Origin of the sequence: Candidatus Pelagibacter sp. HIMB1495 (assembly GCF_052047955.1) — a bacterium.
GTDB lineage: Bacteria > Pseudomonadota > Alphaproteobacteria > Pelagibacterales > Pelagibacteraceae > Pelagibacter.
This window is the reverse complement of sequence record NZ_JBNAIQ010000001.1, coordinates 963,748-989,680: the sequence shown is the minus strand read 5'-3', so window position 1 is coordinate 989,680 and position 25,933 is coordinate 963,748. Positions and strand designations below refer to the sequence as shown.

28 protein-coding genes and 4 tRNA genes are annotated in these 25,933 nt (G+C 25.9%); 10 read left to right on the top strand and 22 right to left on the bottom strand.

The genetic code is table 11. The annotated features are described in order from the left end of the window. Window positions 1-99: 99 nt before the first annotated feature. From rfbB to ACTTAW_RS05275, 4 genes are read left to right on the top strand one after another with little or no spacing between them, the layout of a single operon-like run. Window positions 100-1,128: a dTDP-glucose 4,6-dehydratase gene (gene rfbB, locus ACTTAW_RS05290; protein ID WP_440651428.1), complete on the top strand. Its 1,029-nt coding sequence runs from the start codon at window positions 100-102 to the stop codon at window positions 1,126-1,128. Continuing rightward, complete coding sequence (locus ACTTAW_RS05285; RefSeq protein ID WP_440651427.1) at window positions 1,121-1,987, top strand: sugar nucleotidyltransferase; 867 nt, start codon at window positions 1,121-1,123, stop codon at window positions 1,985-1,987. The genes rfbB and ACTTAW_RS05285 overlap by 8 nt, the downstream gene beginning before the upstream one ends. Further along, window positions 1,984-2,508: a dTDP-4-dehydrorhamnose 3,5-epimerase gene (gene rfbC / locus ACTTAW_RS05280; RefSeq protein WP_440651426.1), complete on the top strand. Its 525-nt coding sequence runs from the start codon at window positions 1,984-1,986 to the stop codon at window positions 2,506-2,508. Before ACTTAW_RS05285 ends, rfbC begins: the two co-directional genes overlap by 4 nt. Then, entirely contained in the window at window positions 2,505-3,212 is a 708-nt protein-coding gene (locus ACTTAW_RS05275; protein WP_440651425.1) for a sugar nucleotide-binding protein, read from the top strand. The genes rfbC and ACTTAW_RS05275 overlap by 4 nt, the downstream gene beginning before the upstream one ends. On the opposite strand, the gene ACTTAW_RS05270 is transcribed toward ACTTAW_RS05275, so the two are convergent. From ACTTAW_RS05270 to ACTTAW_RS05235, 8 genes are all read right to left on the bottom strand, one after another. Further along, window positions 3,209-4,093, bottom strand: coding sequence for an NAD-dependent epimerase/dehydratase family protein (locus tag ACTTAW_RS05270; RefSeq protein ID WP_440651424.1), 885 nt, complete (start codon window positions 4,091-4,093; stop codon window positions 3,209-3,211). The genes ACTTAW_RS05275 and ACTTAW_RS05270 overlap by 4 nt on opposite strands. A gap of 13 nt (window positions 4,094-4,106) precedes the next feature. After that, window positions 4,107-6,200, bottom strand: a complete 2,094-nt coding sequence (locus ACTTAW_RS05265) for a glycosyltransferase (RefSeq protein WP_440651423.1) — start codon at window positions 6,198-6,200, stop codon at window positions 4,107-4,109. Next, window positions 6,197-6,451, bottom strand: coding sequence for a GIY-YIG nuclease family protein (locus ACTTAW_RS05260; protein ID WP_440651422.1), 255 nt, complete (start codon window positions 6,449-6,451; stop codon window positions 6,197-6,199). Before ACTTAW_RS05260 ends, ACTTAW_RS05265 begins: the two co-directional genes overlap by 4 nt. Before the next feature lie 4 nt (window positions 6,452-6,455). Next, window positions 6,456-6,530 (bottom strand) — tRNA-Glu (locus ACTTAW_RS05255). Window positions 6,531-6,574: 44 nt separating this feature from the next. Next, window positions 6,575-7,519: a class II fructose-bisphosphatase gene (glpX, locus tag ACTTAW_RS05250; RefSeq protein WP_440651421.1), complete on the bottom strand. Its 945-nt coding sequence runs from the start codon at window positions 7,517-7,519 to the stop codon at window positions 6,575-6,577. Next, window positions 7,506-8,510: a putative transporter gene (locus tag ACTTAW_RS05245; RefSeq protein ID WP_440651420.1), complete on the bottom strand. Its 1,005-nt coding sequence runs from the start codon at window positions 8,508-8,510 to the stop codon at window positions 7,506-7,508. The genes glpX and ACTTAW_RS05245 overlap by 14 nt, the downstream gene beginning before the upstream one ends. Window positions 8,511-8,513: 3 nt before the next feature. Continuing rightward, window positions 8,514-8,795: an ETC complex I subunit gene (locus tag ACTTAW_RS05240; protein ID WP_440651419.1), complete on the bottom strand. Its 282-nt coding sequence runs from the start codon at window positions 8,793-8,795 to the stop codon at window positions 8,514-8,516. Window positions 8,796-8,800: 5 nt separating this feature from the next. After that, a tRNA-Pro gene (locus ACTTAW_RS05235) sits at window positions 8,801-8,877 on the bottom strand. Window positions 8,878-8,971: 94 nt separating this feature from the next. Here ACTTAW_RS05235 and ACTTAW_RS05230 point away from each other — a divergent pair. From ACTTAW_RS05230 to ACTTAW_RS05220, 3 genes are read left to right on the top strand one after another with little or no spacing between them, the layout of a single operon-like run. Beyond that, the gene (locus tag ACTTAW_RS05230; protein ID WP_440651418.1) at window positions 8,972-9,442 is read left to right on the top strand and encodes a zinc-ribbon domain-containing protein; all 471 of its coding nucleotides are present in this window, start codon (window positions 8,972-8,974) and stop codon (window positions 9,440-9,442) included. Window positions 9,443-9,448: 6 nt separating this feature from the next. Further along, entirely contained in the window at window positions 9,449-10,630 is a 1,182-nt protein-coding gene (nhaA, locus tag ACTTAW_RS05225; protein WP_440651417.1) for a Na+/H+ antiporter NhaA, read from the top strand. Next, on the top strand, window positions 10,627-11,169 hold the full coding sequence (locus ACTTAW_RS05220) for a glutathione peroxidase (protein ID WP_440651416.1): 543 nt from the start codon (window positions 10,627-10,629) through the stop codon (window positions 11,167-11,169). The genes nhaA and ACTTAW_RS05220 overlap by 4 nt, the downstream gene beginning before the upstream one ends. Here the strand turns inward: ACTTAW_RS05220 and ACTTAW_RS05215 are convergent. Genes ACTTAW_RS05215 through rarD form a run of 9 tightly spaced genes read right to left on the bottom strand, consistent with a single transcriptional unit; the run spans window position 11,164 to window position 19,600 of the window. Continuing rightward, window positions 11,164-11,934: an MBL fold metallo-hydrolase gene (locus tag ACTTAW_RS05215; protein ID WP_440651415.1), complete on the bottom strand. Its 771-nt coding sequence runs from the start codon at window positions 11,932-11,934 to the stop codon at window positions 11,164-11,166. The genes ACTTAW_RS05220 and ACTTAW_RS05215 overlap by 6 nt on opposite strands. Window positions 11,935-11,939: 5 nt before the next feature. Further along, complete coding sequence (locus ACTTAW_RS05210; protein WP_440651414.1) at window positions 11,940-12,701, bottom strand: TatD family hydrolase; 762 nt, start codon at window positions 12,699-12,701, stop codon at window positions 11,940-11,942. Continuing rightward, the gene (metG, locus tag ACTTAW_RS05205) at window positions 12,694-14,235 is read right to left on the bottom strand and encodes a methionine--tRNA ligase (RefSeq protein ID WP_440651413.1); all 1,542 of its coding nucleotides are present in this window, start codon (window positions 14,233-14,235) and stop codon (window positions 12,694-12,696) included. The genes ACTTAW_RS05210 and metG overlap by 8 nt, the downstream gene beginning before the upstream one ends. Further along, a complete protein-coding gene (locus ACTTAW_RS05200) occupies window positions 14,228-15,157 on the bottom strand; it encodes an AAA family ATPase (RefSeq protein WP_440651412.1) in 930 nt (309 codons plus the stop codon). Before ACTTAW_RS05200 ends, metG begins: the two co-directional genes overlap by 8 nt. After that, window positions 15,154-15,768: a dTMP kinase gene (gene tmk / locus ACTTAW_RS05195; protein ID WP_440614370.1), complete on the bottom strand. Its 615-nt coding sequence runs from the start codon at window positions 15,766-15,768 to the stop codon at window positions 15,154-15,156. Before tmk ends, ACTTAW_RS05200 begins: the two co-directional genes overlap by 4 nt. Next, the gene (locus ACTTAW_RS05190; protein WP_440651411.1) at window positions 15,761-16,912 is read right to left on the bottom strand and encodes a D-alanyl-D-alanine carboxypeptidase family protein; all 1,152 of its coding nucleotides are present in this window, start codon (window positions 16,910-16,912) and stop codon (window positions 15,761-15,763) included. The genes tmk and ACTTAW_RS05190 overlap by 8 nt, the downstream gene beginning before the upstream one ends. Continuing rightward, window positions 16,905-17,744, bottom strand: coding sequence for an SPOR domain-containing protein (locus tag ACTTAW_RS05185; RefSeq protein ID WP_440651410.1), 840 nt, complete (start codon window positions 17,742-17,744; stop codon window positions 16,905-16,907). The genes ACTTAW_RS05190 and ACTTAW_RS05185 overlap by 8 nt, the downstream gene beginning before the upstream one ends. Further along, window positions 17,734-18,735 carry a lytic murein transglycosylase gene (locus ACTTAW_RS05180; protein ID WP_440651409.1) on the bottom strand — a complete coding sequence of 334 codons (1,002 nt, stop codon included), beginning with the start codon at window positions 18,733-18,735 and terminating at the stop codon, window positions 17,734-17,736. Before ACTTAW_RS05180 ends, ACTTAW_RS05185 begins: the two co-directional genes overlap by 11 nt. Beyond that, window positions 18,722-19,600, bottom strand: coding sequence for an EamA family transporter RarD (rarD, locus tag ACTTAW_RS05175; protein WP_440651408.1), 879 nt, complete (start codon window positions 19,598-19,600; stop codon window positions 18,722-18,724). Before rarD ends, ACTTAW_RS05180 begins: the two co-directional genes overlap by 14 nt. 85 nt (window positions 19,601-19,685) lie before the next feature. On the opposite strand from rarD, the gene ACTTAW_RS05170 reads away from it, so the two are divergent. Continuing rightward, window positions 19,686-19,775, top strand: a tRNA-Ser gene (locus ACTTAW_RS05170). A gap of 5 nt (window positions 19,776-19,780) precedes the next feature. On the opposite strand, the gene ACTTAW_RS05165 is transcribed toward ACTTAW_RS05170, so the two are convergent. Next, window positions 19,781-20,038, bottom strand: a complete 258-nt coding sequence (locus ACTTAW_RS05165) for a succinate dehydrogenase assembly factor 2 (protein WP_440651407.1) — start codon at window positions 20,036-20,038, stop codon at window positions 19,781-19,783. Between the two features lie 23 nt (window positions 20,039-20,061). Here ACTTAW_RS05165 and recG point away from each other — a divergent pair, with 23 nt between their 5' ends. Next, window positions 20,062-22,113: an ATP-dependent DNA helicase RecG gene (gene recG / locus ACTTAW_RS05160; RefSeq protein ID WP_440651406.1), complete on the top strand. Its 2,052-nt coding sequence runs from the start codon at window positions 20,062-20,064 to the stop codon at window positions 22,111-22,113. On the opposite strand, the gene ACTTAW_RS05155 is transcribed toward recG, so the two are convergent. Then, a complete protein-coding gene (locus ACTTAW_RS05155) occupies window positions 22,110-22,766 on the bottom strand; it encodes a DUF502 domain-containing protein (RefSeq protein WP_440651405.1) in 657 nt (218 codons plus the stop codon). The two genes, recG and ACTTAW_RS05155, sit on opposite strands and share 4 nt — an antisense overlap. 112 nt (window positions 22,767-22,878) lie before the next feature. Between ACTTAW_RS05155 and ACTTAW_RS05150 the strand changes: the two genes are divergently transcribed. Next, window positions 22,879-23,703: a M48 family metallopeptidase gene (locus ACTTAW_RS05150; RefSeq protein ID WP_440651404.1), complete on the top strand. Its 825-nt coding sequence runs from the start codon at window positions 22,879-22,881 to the stop codon at window positions 23,701-23,703. Here the strand turns inward: ACTTAW_RS05150 and ACTTAW_RS05145 are convergent. The 3 genes from ACTTAW_RS05145 to tgt form a co-directional block, all read right to left on the bottom strand. Beyond that, window positions 23,700-24,575, bottom strand: coding sequence for a hypothetical protein (locus ACTTAW_RS05145; protein ID WP_440651403.1), 876 nt, complete (start codon window positions 24,573-24,575; stop codon window positions 23,700-23,702). The genes ACTTAW_RS05150 and ACTTAW_RS05145 overlap by 4 nt on opposite strands. Window positions 24,576-24,582: 7 nt before the next feature. Continuing rightward, window positions 24,583-24,658, bottom strand: a tRNA-Lys gene (locus ACTTAW_RS05140). A gap of 154 nt (window positions 24,659-24,812) precedes the next feature. Then, complete coding sequence (gene tgt, locus ACTTAW_RS05135) at window positions 24,813-25,925, bottom strand: tRNA guanosine(34) transglycosylase Tgt (RefSeq protein WP_440651402.1); 1,113 nt, start codon at window positions 25,923-25,925, stop codon at window positions 24,813-24,815. Window positions 25,926-25,933: the final 8 nt, after the last annotated feature.

Below are 25,933 nucleotides of genomic sequence, written 5' to 3'. Positions count from 1 at the left end.
TTTTAAATAACATTATATTTTTTATATATTGCAATTTTGAAATTAACAACAACCAAACCAAAATTACTATTTGAGAGATAAAATAATTACTGCTTTTTAATGAAAAAAAATAAAGTATTAGTAACAGGAGGATTGGGCTTCATCGGAAGCAACTTAATAGATTTACTTATTAAAAAAAAAAAATACGTTATTAATTTAGACAAAGTTACCTATGCGTCAAATTCTTATAATGTTAAAAATGTTAAAAATAATAAAAATTATAAATTTTATAAAGTTGATATTGGTGATCAAAAAAAAGTTTTAAATATTTTAAAAGAGGAAAAACCTAACATAATTTTTAATTTAGCTGCTGAAACGCATGTAGATAGATCTATAGATAGTCCAAGCAACTTTGTAAAAAATAATATTTTATCTACTTTTTATTTTTTAGAAACTTTAAGAAAATTTTATAAAAAAAACAAAAAACTTAAAATAATTCATGTTTCTACAGATGAAGTTTATGGATCCATATCATACGGCAGAACTAATGAAAATTATCCATACCTGCCCTCATCGCCATATGCAGCTTCAAAAGCTTCAGCTGATCATTTGGTTGCATCATATGTGAAAACTTTTAAACTTCCTGCAATAATAACAAAATGTTCAAATAATTATGGACCAAGGCAACATCCAGAAAAATTAATTCCTAAATTAATTTATAATATCTTAAATGGTATGCATTTGCCAATATATGGAAATGGAAAAAATTCTAGAGAATGGATTTATGTTACCGATCATTGTAATGCTTTAATTAAAATATCATCAATAGGGAAATTGGGAGAAAGTTACAACATAGGCTCTAATAAAAATTTTAACAATTTAGAAATTGCAAAATTATTGATCAAATACTCAAAAAATACATCAAAAAAATCAAATGAAATTAAAATCAAATATATTAAAGATCGTCCAGGCCATGATTTTAGATACGCTTTAAATAGTAAAAAAATTAGAAAAAGTTTAGGATGGAAACCTTTAATTTCATTAGATGAAGGTTTAAAAAAAACTATAAGTTGGTATTTCGGTAATAAAAAATTTTATAATCGTTTGAATAAAAATGATTTCACAAAAAGGTTAGGAACTAATGATTAAAAAAGGAATTGTGCTTGCTGGTGGAAAAGGTTCAAGATTAAGTCCTCTGACTAAGGCTGTTAACAAACAATTACTTCCAATTTATAGCAAACCTCTCATATTTTATTCTTTATCTATATTGATGTTAGCTAGAATTAAAGACATACTAATTATAGTTAACAAAGGTGAGTTAGATCAATATAAAAAAATTTTACCTAATGGCAAAAATTTAGGTATTAAAATTCAATATAAAGAACAAGAAAATCCAAATGGTCTACCAGAGGCATTTATTATCGGTGAAAGTTTTATAAAAAATCAAAATGTAGTTTTAATTCTAGGTGATAATTTTTTTTATGGTCAAAACCTTTCATCCACACTTATTAATGCTTCAAAAATGAAAACTGGTGCAAAAATAATTTTACATCAAGTAAATAAACCTCAATTATACGGAGTAGCCAAAATAGATAAGAATAACAATATTTTAAAAATTGAAGAAAAACCAAAAAAATTTATAAGCAACAAGGCTATTACGGGACTATATTTCTTTGACAACAAAGTCATTAAATACTCAAAAAAATTAAAGAAATCAAAAAGAGGTGAGCTTGAAATAACAGATATATTAAAAATCTATAAGAAAAATAATAAACTTAAACCTGAAATTTTAGGCCGTGGTGCGGTTTGGATGGATACTGGATCTTTAGATGATTTTTATAAAACATCTTCATTTGTTTCAGCTATCGAAAAAAGACAGGGAATACAAATTGCATGTTTAGAAGAAATAGCCCTGATTAATAAATGGATTACATCAAAAGAGATAAAAAAGGCAATTAAATTTTATGGAAACTCTGAATATTCTACTTATTTAAAAAATTTATTATGAGGAAAACCAAAACAAATTTCAAAGATTTGATTATTATAGAAAATAACAGTTTTAAAGACAAAAGAGGTTATTTTAAAGAATTGTACAAAGAAAATTATCAAAAAAAAAAATTTATTTTTCAAGTTATGTCATTTTCAAAGAAGAATGTTATTAGAGGTTTGCATATACAGAAAAAAAATCCACAGGGTAAATTTATAAGTGTAATTAAGGGAGTTATTTTTGATGTAGTTGTTGATTTACGAAAAAATTCAAAAACTTTAGGTAAAAAATTTTGTATTATACTTTCTGAAAAAAATAACAAATCTTTATATGTGCCACCTGGTTTTGCGCATGGTTTTTGTGGATTAGATAAAGAAAATTATATAGTATATAATTGTTCTGAATATAGACACGAAAAAAGTGAAATTGGGATAAAATATAATGATAAGGATTTGAATATTAAATGGCCTTCTAATAATCCAATACTATCTAAAAAAGACCTTAATAATATTTCCTTGCAAGAATATTTAACGCAAATATGAAAAAGCTTGTATTTGTTACTGGTGGTAATGGAAGATTTGCAAAAGTTTTAAAAGAAAAAAATAAAATTTTAAATCTTAAATTTTTTTCAAAAAAAGATTTTAATATTCTTAACATTAAATCTATGGAAAGATTAGTAAAAAAATATGAGCCTAAAATTATTTTACATTGCGCAGGATTATCTAGACCAATGAAACTTCATGATAAAAATATTTCGAAAAGTATAGATTTAAATATAATTGGTACTGCAAATGTCGTCAAAGTATGTAAAAAATTCAAAATTAAACTTATTTATTTTTCAACAGGATATGTTTACGAGTCTATAAAAGGAAATTACTCTGAAAAAGATCCTGTTAAACCTATTAATAATTATTCTTTGTCTAAATTAGGTGGAGAATGTTCAGTTCAAATGTACAAAAATTCTCTGATATTAAGAATTACAATGACTCAAAAACCATTTATTTATAAAAAAGCTTACACTAATTTGTACTCAAATTTTATGTTTCATGAGGATCTTGTAGATATACTGCCTAAAATTATTAATGAAAAAGGAATTTTAAATGTTGGGGGCAAAAAAAAATCAGTTTATGAATTTGCTAAGTTATTTAATGAAAACATTCTGAAAACTAAAATTAATAGAAAAAATTTGCCGTTAAATCAAACAATGAATTTAAATAGATTAAAAAAAATTTTAAAAAAAAATTAATTATTATTAATAAATTTTTTTATGTAGTCTTTAATATCTATTTTAGCTTTATAACCTAATATTTTAAAAGCGTTGTTGTTGATAGTTGTTGATCCTCTTCTTTCCCCCACTCTACTAGGTAATAATTTTATTCTTGTTCTGTACATTCTTGCAATTTGCATTATTGAATATGTTTTTTTGGTTCCCAGCATATAATCTGTTTGTTTCCCATTTTTCCATGCAAGATAACAACCATTCACAATATCATCAATATGAGTAAAATCTCTACGTTGTGTACCCGGTCTGACGACAGTTAATGGTATATTTTTTTTATATTGATTTTCAAAAATTCCAATTACAGCCGACATCTTAGACCCCATAATTTGACCTGGTCCGTAAACGTTATAAAAATAGATTAGTTCGTATTCTAGTCCGAACCATTTGTTGTAATTTTTTATCAGTTCTATATTTTTTGTTTTTGACCAAGTATATGGAGATAGATTTTCATCTTTTCCATTATTCCCCAAATTGCTGGATGTTGCTGAATAAATAATTTTTATTTTATTATCTTTAGCAAATTCAATAACTTTTGATGAATGATGAATATTATAATCGAAACATTTTTTGTAATTTTTAAAACTTTGAAAAATTCGAGAAAATTCACCAAAATGAAATATTACTTTTATTTTTTTTTTATATTTTTTTAAAAGTACGTCTATATTTTTATTATCACCTTTAATGTATTTAACATTTTCATTTAAAATATGGTTTTTTTTATAACCAGAAGAATAATTATCTAAACTTATAATTTTTTCTTTAGTATTTTTATTAATTATATATTTTATTAAATTAGAACCAATAAATCCTGCACCACCTGTAATTAAAATAATATTTTTTTTCATTTAGAATTATTTTTTACCAATAATATTTTTTATCAATATTAAATGTTTTACTTATTATATAATCTGCTACCAAAAGAGAGTTGAATTTTTTATGATAAGATTTTCTTCCTTTTCTTGCTATTGATGTTCTTGTTTTATTATTTTTAATCATTAAGTTAATTTTATTATTTAAGTCTTTTTTTGAACTATAAAATATTGCCTCTTTTTCAGAAAATAATTTATTAAGTTTTGTTCTTTTATCTATTAGTGTTGCAATTCCATTTCCCATTAGTTGAGCAATTCTATCACTACTATAGTATTTTAAAGGTTTTCCTTGACTTAAATTTAATGCTATTTTTGAATTATAAAGGTTTTTTTTAAATTCATCTCCCCAGATTGGTTGAACATTGTTCATACCAAAAATATTAAATTTTAAATTTGGGTTTTTTTTAATCAAGAAATTAATTATATTTTCTCTTTCATCAAATTTACCTTTTTTCAATACACCTCTATGTACTCCATGGGACATTGCAAAAAATAAATCATATTCAGGTGTTTTATTCTCATAAATTTTCATATCATCAAGAGATTCATCTACGGGATTAGGTATAAATGAAACTTTGTGTTTATTTAAATTTAAAACATGTGGATCAGTAGTACAAAAACTGTAATCCATATATTTGATTTTATCCATAAATCTAATTTTATTATTTTTCCATTTAGTATCCATTCTATCTAAAAACCATTGAGAGATTTTAATCGATGGAAACTCTTTTTTCACTAATTCTAAACTTTCAGATTTAATTGAATCCGCGTGACCTAAAAGTATTAAATCTGGTTTAAAGTTTCTAACTGTTTCAATAAAAGTTAAATTAAGCTTTTTTGATCCAGTTATATCACTTAAAGTTTTATAATTAGTCAAAAGGTCTCGGTCACTTAAAGTTAATACTTTATGGTTTAATTTAATTAAACCATTATTTATTCGTCTGCCAGTGTTGTAAAATAATCTGCCATTATGTTTTTCATTAAGGTTTGTTATATGTAAGATTTTTAATTTTAAATTTTTTGATATGTTTTGATTGCTTGAAATTAGTATTTTTCTATATTTGTCAATTTTTTCAGATGCATAATCATTTGTTAAATAAAAATTTTTAAGTGAATTTTCTTGATAAGATCTAAGTAATTTTGGATTTTTGATTAGTTTTTTTATACTGTTAAAAAAATTTTTTGAATTAATTTTATTAATAATAATGCCGTCAGTTATTGTTTCTTTTAGTCCACCTCTATTACTAATTATTACTCCACATCCACGACTGGCTGCCTCTAAACTTGACCTTCCGAATGGTTCATTCCATCTAGAACAAACAACTGATATTGATGTTTTTTCGAGATTTTTTAAAACTTTTTTATGACTTTGAAACCCTAAAATTTTTAATCTTTCATGATTAAAAAAAATTTTTTCTCTTGGTTCATCTCCGATAACAATAGCAGACCAATCTTTAAATTGATCTAGTATTGGAATTATTGCTTTACCAAAAATATCGTAACCTTTTGCTGAATTTAATTTGCCGACGAAAGTAATTATTTTTTTTTTTTCATTCAAATTAATTTTTTTAGTATTTATTGATTGTTTAATAACCTGAAGTTTATTTGAATTAATATTTGTATCTTGCAAGTCTCTTATAAATCTTGATTTAGACCATTCACTATTAAAAATTATTTTATCTAAGTTTTGTATAAGAAAGATTCTATCACTTACATTTTTTGAACCATTCATCTCAAGAGGATCATTGTGGAAATACAAAACTTTTTTTGCGTAATTTAAATTATTTAAATATTTTAGATAAGATGGTCTGTTATGAAATTCAATAATGTTAGATTTGTTTTTTTTTTCTTCTTTAAGAAATTCAAGTATATAGGACTTTGAAGAACTTTTTAATAAAGATTTTTTAAAATTTAAATTAATATAATTAATATTAAATTTATCTTTAAATGTAGTATTACCATATACAACGGTATTTTTTTTAAAATTACTAATTTGCAATGTATCTTTAATAAAAATCGATACAGCTCCTGCATAACTTGGTGAAAAGTTTTCTTTATATGGAAGTAAAATTGATATTTTCATTTATCAAATTTTTGTAAAATTTTTTTTCTAAATATTCTATCCTTTTTAAGCTTATATTCATATGACATAGCATCAGATTTTGATTTAAATTTTTTTTGAAAAACTAATTTCCATTTATAACCTTTAGTAGATTTTGCACCATTGTTGGAATTATGTTTAGATAATCTTTTATCGACATTCGAACTATAGCCTGCGTAAGTTTTATTAGTACCAGGTGTTATTGATTTAATTATATAAGCATAATAAAACATTTATTGGCGGTCCCTAGGGGAATCGAACCCCTCTTTCGAGGATGAAAACCACGTGTCCTAACCGATAGACGAAGGGACCGAATTGCTGCTTTTTATTGTAAAAAAGATGATTAATCAAGCTTATCATATTAATTTTTGATTTAATTTTACAACCTTTTTAAAATTTGAGTGTTTATGTGTCACTAAAGTTTCTGAAATAAATTTGTCTTCTTCAATTTTAATGCCTGCAACTAAATCACCTGAAGTAATGCCAGTCGCACAAAAAATTGAGTCACCTTTAATAATTTCATTTAAATCATATTTTTTTGAAAGATCTTTTATTCCCATTTCTTTGGCTCTTTCTTTATCTTTATCTGTTTCAAAAAGAAATCTACCTTGAAAACCACAATCAAAAGCATCTAATGCTGCAGCCGCTAAAACACCCTCTGGACCTCCTCCAGTACCTATAAAAATATCAACAGAATATTTTTCATCAGTGACTAATAATGCTCCAGAAACATCTCCATCAGATATAAATTTAATTTTAACTTTTAAATTTTTTAATTCTTTAATAATTTCATTATGCCTTGGTCTTTCTAAGATACATGCTGTTAAATTCTCTGGTTTTTTGTTTAAGTATTCACTTAAATTAAAAATATTTTTTTTAACCGAATAATCTAAATCAATAACGTTTTTTTCTTTTACTTTAGTAGAAATTTTTTCCATATAAGTTTCCGGAGCTTTAAATAGATTATCTTTTTCTGAAATTGCAATGACTGATAAGGCACCTGGAAGGTTATTTGCTGCAAAATTAGTTCCCTCTAAAGGATCAACAGCTATGTCAAATTCTGGACCATTTTTACTACCAAGTTTTTCCCCGATGTACAACATTGGAGCCTCATCCAACTCACCTTCACCTATAACTATTTGACCTTTTATATCCATATTATTTAATTCTGATCTCATAGAGTCCACAGCTGATTTATCTGCTGCAATTTTATCTTTCTTACCTACAAAATATGAAGAAGCTATTGCTGCTTTTGAAGTTACATTAACGAATTGATCAATAAATTTTTTATCGATGGTCATCAGGTTTTTTTATCATTAATTCTTCTTGCATAATTTTTGACTCAAATTCTCTTAAACGTTTATATACACTAGCAAGTTCAATTATGGTTGGCCAGGCCTTTAATATATATTGCATAGAACCTTCAACTCTACCAAAAGCTCTAATTATCTGTTGCATCACACCAAGTGTAACGGCTCCAGCTACAATTGCTGGTGCTAAAAAAACATATGCAGATAATACATTTGCTTGCAAATAAGCTATTCTACCAATATTAAAATATAAATATCTAATATAACTTAAGAAGTGAATATTTCTTACACCATCAAATAATTCTTCGATAGTTTTTGGACGTATAGTTCCATCATCTTCAGCAATAACAAGTATTTTTCTATACGCAGCCTCTTTTTTTTGGAGATCATACTCAACACCTACTAACCTTAAAATTAACCCCAGCAAAATTAAAAATATTGTTCCACCTATTGACCAAATTAAAGCACCAACTATCAATCCGTAATCCCAATCACCAAAGAAAAAAATTGGAATTCCAACACTTAAACCAAATAAAATTGGCATAAATTCAATTAATATCATTAGAGCTTCAATTAAACTTGTTCCAAGAGACTCCATTATTCTTGAAAATTTAATGGTATCCTCCTGAACCCTTTGTGCAGCTCCTTCTATTTTTCGAGCTTTATCATAGACGCCATGATACCATTCAACCATAGCAGTTCTCCATCTGAATAAATAGTGTGATGTAAAAAAACTAACAACAACTGCAACACCAACATACATAGCAGCTAAGGTTATGAAAGATAATAAGCTTGCCCAATACTCGTCTATAGTGATAGAGTTTGGTGCACCTAAAGCTTTTTGAATCATATCGTAGAATTGACCAAACCATTCATTAATTTTTACATCAATTTTAACTTGTATCCAAAGTGATGATAAAATTATTGCTGAACCAATCCATGACCATAGTAACCAATGTTTTTGAGTGAAAAACCTAAACATTTTTTATTTTAAAAAATTATCAGCGTAAGATTTTTTTACTGTTTTTCTTTTTCTAGGCTCAATTAATTCAAATTCTATTTTCTTTTTTTTTGCATAATTGATTGCTAGTTCTTTTGACGAGAATTCTAATTTTAATTCTGAATAAGTATCTGATGAACTTTCCCAGCCCATTAAAGGATTATTTGTTGGATCTTTGATTTTAAATTCTAATACCCATTTGTCATTTTTTGCTAATCCCGATTGCATTGGGTTTTTATTAGGAATGTAAATAATTGCTTTTTTCATAAAGATGGTCGGAGTGGCAGGATTCGAACCTGCGACCCTCTGGTCCCAAACCAGATGCGCTACCAGGCTGCGCTACACTCCGATCGAAGTACTAATACAGTAGTTATTGATAATTTCAATGCATAAAGAAGCCTAAATTAAAAGAATTTTGAGTAAAATCTGTTATATAACGAAGCATGATTATTACTTGTCCATGCGAAAAGAAACAATTCAAAATTGATAGTTCGCTAATTCCCAGTGAAGGACGTGAGTTACAATGTGGATCTTGTGAAAGAGTCTGGTTTTACAAAACACAAAATGAAAGTGAAGCTTCCTTAACATTAGACAATAATTTTTCTACAAATAAAACAGAACAAAATATTGAGGTAAAAAAAAATTTAGAAATTAGCAAAATATTACAACAAGAAAAAATAATTGAAGCTGAAATAAAAAAAGAAAACTTAAAAACAGTTGAAAAGTCAGAAGGTAAAAAATCTAAATTATTTTCTTATTTAATAGTTTTTATTATATCTTTTTTTGCTTTAGTTATCTTGGTTGATACGCTTAAAACACCACTAATTAATGTATTTCCTGGACTAGAAGTAATATTATTCAACCTTTTTGAAACATTGCAAGATATAAAACTATTTATTATAGACCTAATTTAAATTTTTATGATTAATTATATATCTAAATCTTTTAGATGGTTTTTTAAGTTAGAGGCTGCGAGTGGACTCGTTCTCTTGTTTGCCGCAGTAATTGCGTTATTTATAAGTAACTCAGGATTAGCAGATTTATATTTTGCTACTTTAAATAAATACTTATTTATAGGTATTAATAATTTTGGACTAAAATTATCAATATTGCATTGGATAAATGATGCCTTGATGGCAATATTTTTTTTCTTTGTCACCTTAGAAATAAAAAGAGAATTTCTACAAGGTGAACTTTCAAATATTAAACAAGCTTTACTGCCTATCATAGCTGCTGTAGGAGGAATGTTAGTTCCTGCATTATTTTATGTTTTTATTAATTTAGGCGATAGCGAAACGTTAAATGGATGGGCAATTCCATCAGCAACAGATATAGCTTTTTCTTTAGGAGTTTTGTCATTGCTTGGAAAAAGAGTCCCTCTATCATTAAAAGTATTTTTAACAGCTCTAGCTATAATTGATGATTTAGGAGCGATAGTAATTATTGCGCTATTCTATTCTGGAGATTTGAGCATTAAGTATTTAACCTTAATGCTTTTAGCTTTCATCGTTTTGTTGTTGATAAATAAATTTAATATTAAAAAATTTTTACCTTATTTAGTTGTTGGACTTTTCCTTTGGGATTTTACTCACAACTCAGGCATCCACGCTACAATTGCTGGTGTTTTATTGGCTATAACAATCCCACATAGAAAAAAGGATAAAGATTTTTCTTTATTAATAAAAATAGAACACGCAATTAGTCCTTATGTTGCTTTTGGAATAATGCCTTTATTTGCATTTGCAAATGCAGGTGTTTCTCTTGAGGGTTTATCTTTTGCTTCTTTGTTGGATAAGGTTCCACTAGGTATTGTGCTTGGTTTATTTTTAGGTAAACAACTTGGTGTATTTGTATTCTCTTATATATCAATAAAATTAAAAGTTGCCCAAATGCCAAACGATACAAGTTGGTACAATTTTTATGGAGTTGGAGTTCTTACAGGTATTGGTTTTACAATGAGTTTATTTGTAGGAAATTTAGCTTTCGTCGAAAACATGCAATATATGGATGGTGTAAAAATAGGTGTTTTGACTGGTTCATTACTATCCACTTTATTTGGTTATTTTTTAATATTACTTACTCCAAATAAACCCAAAAAATGAGTAAAGTAATATTCGTACTTTCTATAGTTATGTTTTTTTTTAAAACCTCAGCAACAGCAAACTATGAAAAAAAGTTTTATGATTTCACAATTGAAAGCATAACAGGTGAAACAATAAATCTAAACGACTACAAAGATAAAGTTATTCTGGTAGTCAATACAGCTAGTTTTTGTGGTTTTACCAAACAATATGATGAATTACAGGAATTATGGGATTTATATAAAAATAAAGGTTTAGTTGTTCTTGGAGTCCCTTCAAACTCTTTTAATCAAGAAAAAAAAAATAATGCTGATGTAAAAGAATTCTGTGAAGTAAATTTCAATATTAATTTTCCACTAACAACAATCACAGAAGTTAAAGGAGAAAATGCTCATGAACTTTTCAAGTGGGCAAAAGATAATCATGGTAAATCTGCAATTCCAAAATGGAATTTTCATAAAATTTTAATTAACAAAGAAGGAAAGGTTGAAGATACATTTGCGTCTTTTACTAAACCAATGTCTAAAAAGTTAATTAAATCAATCGAAAATATATTATAACTCTAAGGTTAAACCATCATGAGCAGGTATAACATTTTTGGGTAATAACTTTTTAAGTACTTTATAATCTAAAACTGGTGATAAATTTGTAAGAACAGCTTTTTTGGGCTTAAACATTTTAATTATGTTGAGTGAATTTTCTAAGTTGAAATGTGATGGATGAAAATTATACCATAAACAATCAATTATTAAATATTTCAAGTTTTTAAAATATTTAGAATCCTTTTTAAATATTTTACTTACATCACTGATATAAGCTAATTTTTTATCAATAATAAAACAATTTGAATTTACTCTGCCATGCTCAACTGTAATAGATTGAATATTAATTTTCTTATTCTTATTTCTTGTATAAATATTTTTTGGTAATTTATTTAAATTTAATGTTGCTGGATATTCTTTTGAGTAACTTTTGAAAATGTATGAAAATGAATTTTTAAGATATTTTGATGTATCATTATCTGCATAAACATTAATTTGTTTTCTGCTGTTTATATAAAAAGATCGTAAATCATTAATTCCATGAGTTTGATCTCCATGCATATGTGAAAAAAGAACTTTATTAATTTTTTTAATTTTATGTCTTAAAAGTTGTTCCCTTAAATCAGGAGAGGTATCTATTAGTATATTTTCATCAGTAGTTTTCAATAAAGCTGAGCATCTTGTTCTATAATTCTTTTTATTATTTGGATCACAATTTCCAAAAAAACCATCTGGTCTTGGTACACCCATTGAACTACCACAGCCTAAAATAATAAATTTCATATTATTTAATTAAAAAAAAGTTTATTAAAATTATTAGTAGTTAGTTCTATCAATTCTTTTTTAGAAATATTTTTTATTTCAGCAAGTTTTGCAGCTGTAAAATCTATAAATGATGGTTCATTTTTTTTTCCTCTATTTGGAACTGGTGCCAAAAAGGGACTATCGGTTTCAATTAAAATATTTTCAGTTGGGATTGATTTAAATGTCTCTTGTAAATCAACTGAATTTTTAAAAGTAATGATTCCACTAGCAGAAAAGTAAGAGTTTAGAGATAATAATTTTTTAGAAAATTCTTTTGTACCAGTAAAACAATGCATTAAAATTTTAATATTCTCATCTTTATATTGATTTAGAATTTCAAATGTTTCATCCTCAGCATTTCTTGAATGAACAATTAGAGGAACATTAGTTTTTATTGATGCTTGAATATGTTCTTTAAAACTTGCAATTTGTTTTTCTTTTTCACTGTTATTATAATAAAAATCTAATCCAGTTTCACCAATGCCTATAATTTTCTTGTTATTTTTTAAGTTATCAATGATTTCATTAGCAGTAATTGTGTTTGTAGAACTTTCATGTGGATGAATTCCAATTGTGCCATAAATCATCTCATCTCTATTAACTAATTCTTTAATTCTAGAGAAACTTTCAAAGGATGTTGATATAGTTAATAGTTTTTCAATACCCACATCTTTTGATCTTTGTAAAACATTTGTTAAATCACTCAACAAAGGTTCGTGATCTAAGTGACAATGAGAATCAATCATTTTTTTTTTCTATTTTTTTAAATAGTATATCAATTTTATTAATATTATTTCCTTTAGTTAAATACTCATTATCTGTTAGGGAATTTAATTTTATTTGATCCTCATTAATATTAAAAATTTTTAGTGCTTTTAAAGAAGACTCTGGAATAATTGGATATAATAAGAAACTTATTTTTCGAACAATTTCTAATGTAGTATAGACAATTGTGTTTAATCTGATTTGGTCATCTTTTTTTTTCCACGGTTCTTGATCATTAAAATATTTATTTGCCTCAAATAGTGAATTAACAATGTACTCTATATAAAAGTTAATATTTTGATGATCAATTTTAGATCTAATATTATCTAAATTTTTTTTATACTTGTCTAAAATTAACAAATCTTCATCTAGAAATTTAATTTCAGAAGGAATTTTTCCATCACAATTTTTGATCGCAAAAGCGGTAACTCTTTGACATAAATTACCATAGTTATTTGCTAAATCACTGTTTATACAATCTTCCAATCTTTCTTGAGAAATATTACCATCATTGCCAAAAGAAACTTCTTTGATTAGATAATATCTTAATGGATCTAACCCATACTCATCAATTATTTCTAATGGATCCAAAATATTCCCTTTAGATTTGGACATTTTTTCCTCTCCGGATAAAATCCAACCATGACCATAAACTCTTTTTGGTACTTCAATCTTGGCAGCTAATAAAAAAGCTGGCCAATAAACAGCATGAAATCTAAGTATATCTTTGCCAATTAAATGTATTGATGCAGGCCAAAATTTTTTGAATAATTCATCATCTTTATTTGGGTAATTTAGTGCGCTTAAATAATTTGTAAGTGCATCTAGCCAAACGTAAATTACATGATTTTTATTACTTGGAACTGGTATACCCCATGAAAAACTTTTCCTACTAACTGATAGATCTTTTAGACCACTTTTTACAAAACTAATAACTTCATTTCGTCGAGACTCTGGATAAATAAAATCAGGATTATCTTCATAATATTTTAAAAGAGGTTTTTCCCATTTTGAGAGTCTAAAAAAATACGACTCTTCCTCAATCCATTCGACAGGTGATTTTGATGATATAGCTATTTTTTTACCATCTATTTCTTCTATCTCATCTTCGCTATAAAAAGCTTCATCTGATACTGAATACCAACCAGAATAATTTGATAGATAAATATCATCATTCTTTTCAAGTTCAGACCAAAGATATTGCACTGTTTTTTTATGCCTCTCTTCGGTTGTTCTAATAAAATCAGTGTTGCATAAATTTAGAGTATCTGAAAGATCTCGAAAAGTTTTGCTTACTTGATCACAAAATTTTTGAGGAGTCTCCCCTGCTCGTTCAGCTGATCTTTGAATTTTTAAACCATGCTCATCTGTACCGGTTAAAAAATGTACTGCATAATCATCAATGATTTTAAATCTTGCAAAAAAATCAGCAGCTATACTTGAGTAGGCGTGACCCATATGAGGTTTAGCTGATGGATAATAAATAGGTGTTGTAATATAAAAATTTTTATCCATTTAAAACTTTATCTTCAAATTCCATAAATAATGTCTCTTCGTCTAAATTATAAATTTTAGTATCATTGATTTTTTTTAAAAAGTAATGATAATGGTGAAATAATTTAATATTTTTCGTAGATATATTGTTTCTAAAATAAACTTCAATAAAAGAATAGATTAATTGAATAATTGGTTTGTTTTTTTTGTAAGTCTTACTTGATATTAGACTTTGCAAAAAAGTGTCTAAATTATAATCCTTAAGATTTAAATCAAAGTTTTCTGCAAGATTTAATAATTCATATAATTTACCTGGTGTTGTAAAGTAATTTACTAAATCTTGATTTATAAAATTATAAACATCATCGTTTATTAATTTATTAACAATTTCAATAGATTGAGCATTCGTTAGAAAAATTTTGAAATTTAAACATCTAGATTTAAGAGTTGGTAAAACTCTTTTATTATTATTAATTAAGATAAAATTAATATTTTCGTTAGGTTCTTCCAACACTTTTAGTAATGCATTAATAGAATTCAAATTTAATAATTCTATATTATCTATTAAAACAAATCTTTTTTTATTATTAAATGAAGATTTATTTAGATTATCAATTAATTCTCTTATTTGATTTATATCAATGTTTTTTTTATCTTCAGCTACGTCTATAAGATTAAAATTTGGATTAGATTTATTTTGTATAAGTTTGAATGATTTATTTTCTAAATTAATTTTATTATTTTCAACATCATAAGAATGTTCTTCATTTTCTGATAATACAAAGTTTATTAGATGATAACCTAATGTTGCTTTGCCAATACCCTTTTCACCAGATAAAAGAATTTTATTTGGTAATTTATTATTTAAATATAATTTAGATAAATGGTTGAAAATCTCTTGATGTTTGTACAAATTAAGTTGTGTAGAAGAATTTAGGCTCATTTAATTAATTTTTTAACATGATTGATAATTAATTTTTCATTTTTCTTAATATCTAAATTTGAATCAATTATCTTGTATTTTTTCTTATTTAGTTTTGACATCTTAAGAAATCCATTTTGAACTTTGTTATAGAAACTGGTATTAAATTGATCATATCTATTTAAAGATTTTCTCATTTTTAATCTTAAGAAAAGATTTTTTTTATTTACAACATTAAGAAATGTAAAATTAACCTTAATATTTTTTAATAAATATTTATTAATTATATTTATAATTTTAATATCAACACCCATACCATAATGTTGATATGCAATTGTAGAGTCTATAAATCTATCAATTAAGATAACTCTTTTTTTATAATATTTTTTAATAAGATTAATATTTTCACTTCTGGCAGCTAGATATAAAAGTAAATCAGTTTTTACATTAAAATTGGATTTCTTATTTAATATTAATTTTCTAATTTTTTCAGAATTTAAACTTCCTCCTGGTTCTCTGATTTTTAAATATTTAACTTTATTTTTGTCTAAATACCTTGAAACAATTTTAATATGATGACTTTTGCCACTGCCTTCTATACCTTCAAAAACAATTATTGGCTTCTTAGACATCGCCCCAAATTAAGTAGTTTAATGATTTAAGCAATCTAGAAAAGAAATTTACTTTTTTAATTTCTTTTAAAGCAAGCAAATCATACTCACCTAGTAATTCTTGGTCATAAACTACTTTTAATGTTGCAACTTTTTGATCTTTGATTATTGGTGCTTCTACAGGACCATCATAATTTACAGAAACCTTTAATAATTTTTTTTTGGCCTTTTTAATAGTTTTGTAAATATCTTCATTTGTATAAACATCAACTGTATCTTCTTTTCCCAACCATACGTCAATTTTTTGAAAAGGTTTATTAGCTTCAGTAATTTTAACTAAATCAAAATTTGTAAGTCCATAAGTTAACATTTTAGTACTTTCTTTTGATCTGGCGTTTTTTGAATTAAAACCACTGCCAACAGCAATTAATCTTCTTCCATTTCTCTCTATAGACGAAGCTAATGAATATTTTTCTACAGCTAAATAACCAGTTTTGATACCATCTGCTCCAAGATTTTTATATAGCAAAGGATTTCTATTACCTTGTGTTATTGGATCTCCTCCTGTTCTATCCCAAGTAAATTCTTTTTCAGCAAACATTTTATAAAATTCTGGATGTTCTTTAATTAAGTATCTAGACATGATCATTATGTCTCTAACTGTTGAATTATTATCAGGGTGATTAATTCCTGATGAATTAGAAAAGTTTGTATTGTCCATTCCTAACTCTTTAGCTTTTGCTGTCATTAAGATTGCAAACTCTTCTTCAGTACCCGCTATACCTTCTGCTAATGCAATACAAGCATCATTACCAGATGCTATGATTATACCTTTTAGTAAATTTTCAACCGAGATCTCATCCCCTACCATTATAAACATTGAGGAATAACCAGCTGTAGATAATCGCCAAGCTTTTTCTGAAATAATAAATTTTTCGTCCATACTTAAATCTCCTGATTTAATTAAGTCGAAGGCAATGATTGAGGTCATGATTTTCGTCATGGATGCAGGATAAATTGATAAGTCCGCTTCTTTTTCAAAAAGAATTTCACCAGAATGATAATCTTGAATTATTGCAGTTTTTGCTTTCACATCAAAATTAGCAAATGATTTAGATGTAAATAAAATGAATATTAAAATAATTAAATTTAATTTTTTAAACATCTTTAATAATTTTTAGGTTTTCAAAATTTAGTTTTTCTATTTCGTCAAATGACTCTTGAATTTTTTTTATATCATTAAATGGACCTAATAATACCCTATATTTTGTTTGAGATAATTTTTTTATAACAGGATTTGTTATCTTTGTTTCATCCTTAATTCTTTGGATCATATTTTCAGCTGAATCTTTATAATAAAAATCTGCAATTTTAATTGAATATAGAAAATTACTTTCAGAAGTCTTAGGCAATTCCTTTTTCTCTACGGTTCCTAAATTATCTATGGTTATTCCATCCACAGGAGCCTTTTGAGCTACTTTTTTTTCTTCATCAAACGTTTTAGCTTTTTTTGCTACAAAAGTTGATTCATTAGAAATTAGAGATAATTCAACATAGGGTTCATTTTCATCAAGCAATAATTCATCAACAATTCTTTTAGTGATTACTGAATTATAAAAATTTGAAAAAATTGCTTTATTAGATATTACTTGCGCAATAACAGTTTTTGTATTTTCAGGGTTAGTAATTTTCACAAAAGAATTTTTTCTAATTTTGGTATGAAAAATAAACAAACCTCTGTTATCGAGTTTTTTTGAAATACTTTTTTTATTAAAAAGATTTTCGTCGTAAATTAATGCAAAGCCTTGGTTGGTATACTCTCTATCAAAAATATATTTAGAACTATCTTCTTCATCTTCATCTGAAGATTTTAAAGTTGTTTCTGCTGTAGATGTATCTGGTTCTGTCTTAATAGTTTTTTTTTGAGTTGTTTCTAATTGTTTGCATCCAATAAAAATAATAAACAACAATAATTGCAATATTATTTTAAAGTTCATCTTTGAATTTATCCTTCAATGTGCAGACGGCTAAAGCAAATCTTAAAGATCTATTCCATTGTAAAATTATTTCATAATTATTAAATACTACATAAGCTGGATTTAATGTTTCCGCATCAGGAATTATATCTTTATCTGGTGTTATTATTGCAACTTCTAATTCATCATAATTATTTGAAATAATTGAATTGTTCTGAATGTATTGTCTAAAAAACTTTAATTGTTTCTTATCATGTAATTTTTTTGCAGAAATATTTAAATATTTTTTTGGAATATCATTGTTTAAATCAATTCTATAAAAACATGGTTCATTAGATTTCCAACCTATTTTCTTTAAATAATTACTCGCTGAAGCATACGCATCAGGGTTACTTTTTAAATTTATTGAACCATTGCCATCATAATCTGTTGCATAATTTTTCATAGTAGAAGGCATAAACTGGAAGTAACCAAAAGCACCTGCCCAAGATCCATATAATGTTTTATAATCAATTTGATTTTTCTCAATTAAATTTAAAAGTATTAAAAGTTCTTTGGTAAAAAATTCTGATCTTCTTTTGTCAAAACTTAATGTAGCTAGTGAAGAAAGAATGTCCATTTTACCAACATAAGTTCCAAAATTTGTTTCTATACCCATTAATGATAAGAGAAGTTCTTTTTCTATGTTAAATTCATTTTCAACAGAGGTAATTAAATTTAAATTATCTATATAAAGTTTTTTTCCTTTTTTTATTTTTTGGTCAGAGGTTCTTTTTGATATGTAAGTTTTTGTATCTTCATAAAATTCTGGTTGATATCTATCATATTTAATTACATCGGGTAAAAACTTAGTATTAGACATAACTAGATCAAATGTTTCTTCAGAAATATTATTTTCTAGAGCAATTTTTTTGAAATTATTTTTCCATTTTTCGAATTCTATATTGATATCTGCTAATGTGTTTGAATGAAAAAAAAGAGACAAAATAAGTATAAGTTTAATTAGTTTCATATAAATCTCTCAAATATATTATTACCGCAATCCAGATTAAAATGAAACTTACTAGTTTATTAAATGAGAAAACTTCATCATAATAAAAAAAACCTAGTAAAAATTGAAGAGTTGGAGTGATATAGAAAATCATCCCAGTCGGTCCTAATCCACATAATTCAACTCCTCTTACATATAAAAATAAAGGTATTATTGTCATTGGACCTGCCAAAAATATTATTAACATCATTGAAGGGTTGGATAACGAAAAATCATTGTAACCATTAACTGCAATAAGATAAAATGCAACAATTGCAATTGGTAATATAAATAAACTTTCTATTAAAAGTCCAATATCAGTATCAACATTAACCTTTTTTCTTACTAAATTATAAAAGCCCCAACTTAGTGCTACAAGTATACCAACCCAAGGAAGTGATTTTAGACTTACAAAAATTAAATATAAAATTGATAAAATAACTAAAGTAATTGAAAAAATTCTTTTATTATTTAATTTTTCTTTAAAAAAAATATAACCAAGAAGAACACTTAATATTGGCATTATAAAATAACCAAAACTCGCATCTATTATTCTGTTGGTGGAGATTGCATAAATCCACACACCCCAATTCATAAAAATCAAAAACCCTGACATAAAAAGATAAACAAGATTTTGTTTACTTTTAATTATCTTAAAAAAAATATCCCACTTTGAAAAAAAGAAAGTTGTTAATATTAAAGTCAAAGTTGTCCATAAACATCTGTGAACTACTAGTTCAATATAACCAATAAAAGTAATATATTTAAAATATAAAACCCCAAAAAAACCCCACCAAAAAGATCCAAATCCAGCAAGTAAAAGCCCTTTATTAAATTCTTTGTTCATGAGGCTTTGATATTAGTCGTTAATGAGTTTTTTTCGACTATTTTATGGTTGAATTAAATAATTATAATTATAAAACCTTGCTCACGGAGAGATGGCTGAGTGGTTGAAAGCACCGGTCTTGAAAACCGGCAAAGGGGCAACTCTTTCCTGGGTTCGAATCCCAGTCTCTCCGCCATCAAATTAATATTTAAAATTTTTAAACAATAAGCTTATATTGTTTTTTTCTATTTCGAATTCAGTATCAAAACCATTATAGAAGTTATACAAATTTGTGTCATCAATATTAAGAAATTTATCTAGATCAATTAAATCCTCTTTTTGCAAATCATTAATGTATTTTTTTACAAATTTACCTAAGAGCTTATCCATCTCCTTTGTACCTCGATAATTAGAACGATAAATAATTTTTTTTTTTAATTCATCTATATTGATGCTCATTATTAGAATATAATTAATTTATTATGGATAATAAAACTAATTTTGAATATTTATTATCTGATCTAACTGCTTTAAATGGCGTTGGTATAAAAACAACAAATTTACTTAAAAAAAAGAATATAAATAATATTTTTGATTTACTTTGGAAACTTCCAAAGGCTTATACGGATAGAAGTTTGTCAACAAAAGTAAAAGATTTAAAGATCGGCGAAAATCAAACTGTTACTATTGTGGCAAATAAATATTTGTTTCCAAGAATTAGAAAATTACCAAATAGAGTTAAGTGTTCAGATGAAACAGGTGAGTTAGATTGTGTTTTTTTTAATAGTTATGAGGGATATATTAAAAAAATATTACCTTTAGGAAAAGAAATAACTGTAAGTGGGAAAATTGGCTACTTTAAAAATAAATATCAAATAACTAATCCTAAATATGTATCTGAGGACTCTAGTTTAATTAAACAAGTTCATAATAAATATTCATTAACTGAGGGAATATCTGAGAAAATTTATAATAAAATTATAAAACAAATAATAGATAAATTACCCAACTTAAAAGAATGGCACTCAAGTAAAATTTTAAATAAATTCAATAATATCAATTGGAATGATGCCATAAGAGAATTACATAAGCATGAAAATATAGGAAAATACAAAGATCATTTTTATCAAAGACTTGCCTTTGATGAAATATTTGCAACATTTTTAGTTAATTCAGAAATAAGAAAGAAAATTAAGAAAGTAAAAAAAAAAAATAAAATTATTAATTTAAATAAACAAAAACAACTCATTAATAAATTAGATTTTTCATTAACTGATGATCAATTTAAATCGATTAACGAAATTAATGAAGATTTATCATCCTCAACCAAAATGTTTAGATTATTACAAGGAGATGTCGGAAGTGGAAAAACAATTGTTTCATTATTAGCTGCATTTAATACTATCAATTCTGGTTTCCAAGTGGCTGTTATGACCCCTACTGAAATACTAGCAAGACAACATTATAATTTAGCAAAAAAAATTTTTCCATCAAACATATCAACAGAATTAATTTCTGGTAAATCTAACTACAAGGAAAAAAAATTAATCCTCAATGAACTAATAAATAATAAGATTAATATAATCTTTGGTACTCATGCTATTTTTCAAAAAACAGTTAAATTTAAAAAATTAGGATTAATTATTATTGATGAACAACATAAGTTTGGTGTAAATCAAAGAAAAAGGTTATCTGACAAAGGAGGAAATAATTGTGATGTTTTATTGATGACTGCCACACCAATTCCACGAACTTTAACAATGACAATTTATGGTGATATGGATTTGTCAATTATTAGAGAAAAACCTAAAAACCGTAAAATAATAAAAACTTATAGTAAATTAGAAAGTAAAATTGATGATGTAATTAAATTTATAAAAAAAGAAATTAATTCAGGAAATCAAATATTTTGGGTTTGTCCATTAATCGAAGAGTCTAAAAAATTGGATCATACTTCTGCAATTCAAAAATTCGAATATTTAAAAAAATTATTTCCAAAACAAGTCTCTATCCTACATGGAAAAACAGATATAAATGAAAAAGATGAAATTTTAAAAAAATTTTTAAATAAAGAATTTAAAATATTAGTATCTACAACTATTATCGAGGTTGGAATAGATTTTCCAAATGCCAATGTTATTATAATTGAAAATGCAAATAAGTTTGGCCTATCTCAACTCCATCAATTAAGAGGTAGAGTTGGTCGTGGAGAGAAAGAAGCTACTTGTATTTTGATGTTTAAGTCAAATTTGAGCGAAAATGCTAAAAAAAGAATAAATATATTAAAAGAGACCAATGATGGATTTGTTATTTCCGAAGAAGATATGAAGATCAGGGGTTTCGGTGATATTTTGGGTTTTAAACAAAGTGGTGTTAAAAATTTCAAATTAGCAGACCCAATTCAGAATGGTGACTTATTTGAATTAGCTGAAAAAGAAATAAAAAGGATTGAACTTGAAAATGAAAATTTAAGTAAATTTAAACCTCTAATTAAATTGTACGACAGAGCAGATATAATTAACGATATAGCTTAATTTTTTTCAGTTGTTGTCGTTCCGGCCGATACAATAAATTTAGAAGCTTCTTCAAAAGTCATGTTTAAAAATATAACGTCATCTTTAGGGAACATTAGCAAAAAACCACTTGTTGGATTTGGAGTTGTTGGAACAAATACGTTTATTAATTTTTGATTTGTTTTTTCAGCAATTTCTCCAGAATTTTCTTTAGTAGCAAAACCTACGGCCCATACACCTTTTCTTGGATACTCTACCAGAACAACACTCTTACTTTTACTGCCACTTTCTTTAAATGATTGTGACATTTGTTTAATTGCAGACCAAAAAGTTCCTAGCAGTGGTATTTTTTTGAATAAACTGTCTATTAACTGAAGGAATTTTTTCCCCAAATAAGATAAAGATATAAATCCAATGATTGTTATAAAAATAATTGAAATAATTATCTCTAGGCCAGGTATATTAAATGGCAAATAATAATTAGGATTTATTTGAGACGGTAAAATTTTTGAGGACGTATTTATTAAAAATTTACTTAAATAAATAGTTAGTCCTATTGGGATTAAAACAACGACACCTGTAAAAAAATAATTTCTAATTTTTAAAGATAATATATAGAACCATAGACCTATAATTTCTCTCTTTTTTATAGGTTTTTTTTTATTATCTTTCATTTGTTAACTATAACTTGAATATGTGACAAAAATTATTGCAATGATAAATAATACAATTAAGATTTTGTTGTTAAGATTCATAATTTATATTTAATATCAATTTATAAAGAAAATGGATAGAAGAAAATTTTTGACTTATGTTGGCTGTGGTTGTGGTAGTTTACTCCTACACTCTTGTGCTAGTGCACCTATTACTGACAGAAAACAATTAAAATTAATCCCTGAAGCAAAATTAAATGCTCAAGCGGCTCAAGTTTATGAGAAAATTAAAGAGAATGAAAAAATGAGTGATGACACCAAAACACTCAATGAGATAAGAGAAATTGGAAAAAAAATGGAGGATTCTATTAGTGAATATTTTTATAGAGCTAAATTAGATGATCCTACTGCTAATTTTGATTGGGAATATATTTTAATTGATAAAAAAGTTAGAAATGCATGGTGTATGCCAGGAGGTAAAATTGCATTTTATACAGGCATGCTTGATGTTACAAAAAACACGAATGGACTTGCAGCTGTGATGGGACATGAAGTTGCACATGCTGTGGCTAAACATTCTGTAGAAAGAGCAAGTAGAGGCGCATTGTTAAATACTGGAGCACGAATAATTGATATAGCAAGCGGTGGTATATTGTCTGATATAAACAGGACAACAGGAATGAATACAGTTGGTATGTTAACTCAATTAGGAATTATGAATCCGTTTAACAGGAAACAAGAAAGCGAAGCTGATTATCTTGGAATGATTTTTTCTTCTTTATCTGGTTATGATATTAGAGAAACAGTTAAAATTTGGGAAAGAATGAAAGAATTCAACAAAGGTAAAGAACCACCACAATTTATGAGCACACATCCATCTTCAGATACGAGAATTAAACAATTGAATGAATGGATGAATGAAGTGATTTTGGATTATCCACCAATAAAAATTACTTAATTTGTTAATTTAATGTAACAAATATTGCTATATTGAACATTTAATTCATCTTTGAGCTCATTGTCTAAATGTATTTTTGAATTTGAAAAAATTGGAAGCTTTACTTTATAATCTTTGGGCACGACTCCTTTAAAATTATTAAGTATTTTTTTAAATCTTTTTTTATAATTAAATTTAGTTATTGGAGGAAATTCATAGTAAATTTTAATATTTTTTCTGAAAATATCGAAATCGTTTTTAAGTTTTTCGTTATTTTTAGCTGGATATGTAATTCTTATATACTTATTAAAAACTTTTATTTTTGTATTATCTTTAAAATCTTTTTTTAAAAATCTTATAATAAATTTTATTAATCTAAATAAATTAGAATATTTAATAAATTCTTTTTTGACTAAATACTGATTTTCAAAAATCATTTTAGGAGTGTAGTAACTAATATGATGATTTGGTAAATTATCATCAAATATTATATGTTTAAATTTGTTATTTTTAATAAAATTTAATCTTTTTGAAAAACAAACATGATCATCGAAAATAATTAAAGTTTTATTTTTATCTAATTTTGACCAATTATATTTTGTAATATCTTTTTCTAGATATTTAACGTCTTTATAAATTAAATCACGCTGAGATAAATCTATATCAATAGAAAAAACCTTTGTATTTTTTAACACATTTTTAATTAACCATGTTGTTTGGCCTTTCCATACACCAGACTCAATAACATATTTAGGTTTTATTTTTTTAAGCAAGATAAATAAAGCATAACAGTGGTCAATTTTCATGCCACTTTGGTTATTTTTAATTGGTCTATATTTATAAAAATTTAAGAAATCAGAAAAATTATTTTTTAAATGAGATTTACTAAACATCTAAATATGGTGAGCCGTGATGGACTCGAACCATCGACCCATTCCTTAAAAGGGAATTGCTCTACCAACTGAGCTAACGGCCCACATAGTTTTCATTTTTATGAAAATGAATATGGTTTGTATATAGATAATTTTTAATATTTCAATTCGTTCAATGTATTTTTTTCTAAAAATAAATTGTTATAAATGAAGGGTTTTTACTGATTAGTTTTATACATAACAGCACAGTTGATAAGACTACAACTTATCAATGTATTTATCGTGAAATTGATCAAAGGTACTACTCATAATATTTTTTCTGATTTCAGACATTAATTCTTGATAAAAATTTATATTATGAAGTGTTAATAGCATTGATGCTAATATTTCATTAGTATTAAACAAATGATTTAAATAGTTTTTTGAATATTTATTTAAATTTAAATTTTCACAATTAGGATCTAACGGCGTGTTATCATGTTGATATTTATTATTTTTAATATTTACCCGTCCATTCCAAGTAAAAGCAAGACCTGTTCTACCTGATCTAGTTGGAAGAACGCAATCAAACATATCTATACCTCTTTTTACCGCTCCTAAAATATCCGTAGGTGTACCAACTCCCATTAAATAATGAGGTTTTTCCTCTGGCAAATGCTCTTTGATACCATCCAAAGTAGTGAACATTTCCTCTTGAGTTTCACCTACAGCTAATCCTCCAACTGCATAGCCATCGAATCCGATGTTTGTAAGACCTTCAAGGGATTTTAATCTTAAATCTTTAAATAATCCTCCTTGAATAATTCCAAATAAAGCTTTGTGAGGATTATTTCCAAAAGCTTTTTTAGATCTCTCAGCCCAATACAAAGAAAGATACATAGATTTTTTTATTAAACTATAATCTTCAGTTTTTTTTGGACACTCATCCATTATCATTACAATATCTGAGTTTAAGCCTAATTGAATCCTAATACTTTCTTCAGGGCTTAAATAAAATTTTTTTCCATCAACGTGTGAATTAAATATTGCTCCTTTTTCACGATCTATTTTATTTAACTTTGATAGAGACATTACTTGAAAACCACCTGAGTCTGTAAGTATTGGTAAATCACAATTCATAAACTCATGTAAACCGCCTGCTGACTGAATTCTTTCCACTCCAGGACGGATCATTAAATGATATGTATTAGATAGAATTATTTCTGATCCAGTTTTCTTTATATCGTCAATTGTACAAGCTTTAACTGTTGCTTGTGTGCCAACAGGCATAAATGCAGGTGTATTAATCACACCTCTATGAGTTTCTATAACACCACGTCTAGCAAATTTATCTTTGTTTAAAACTTTAAAGGCAAAATTTTTTAATGCCATTTAATATT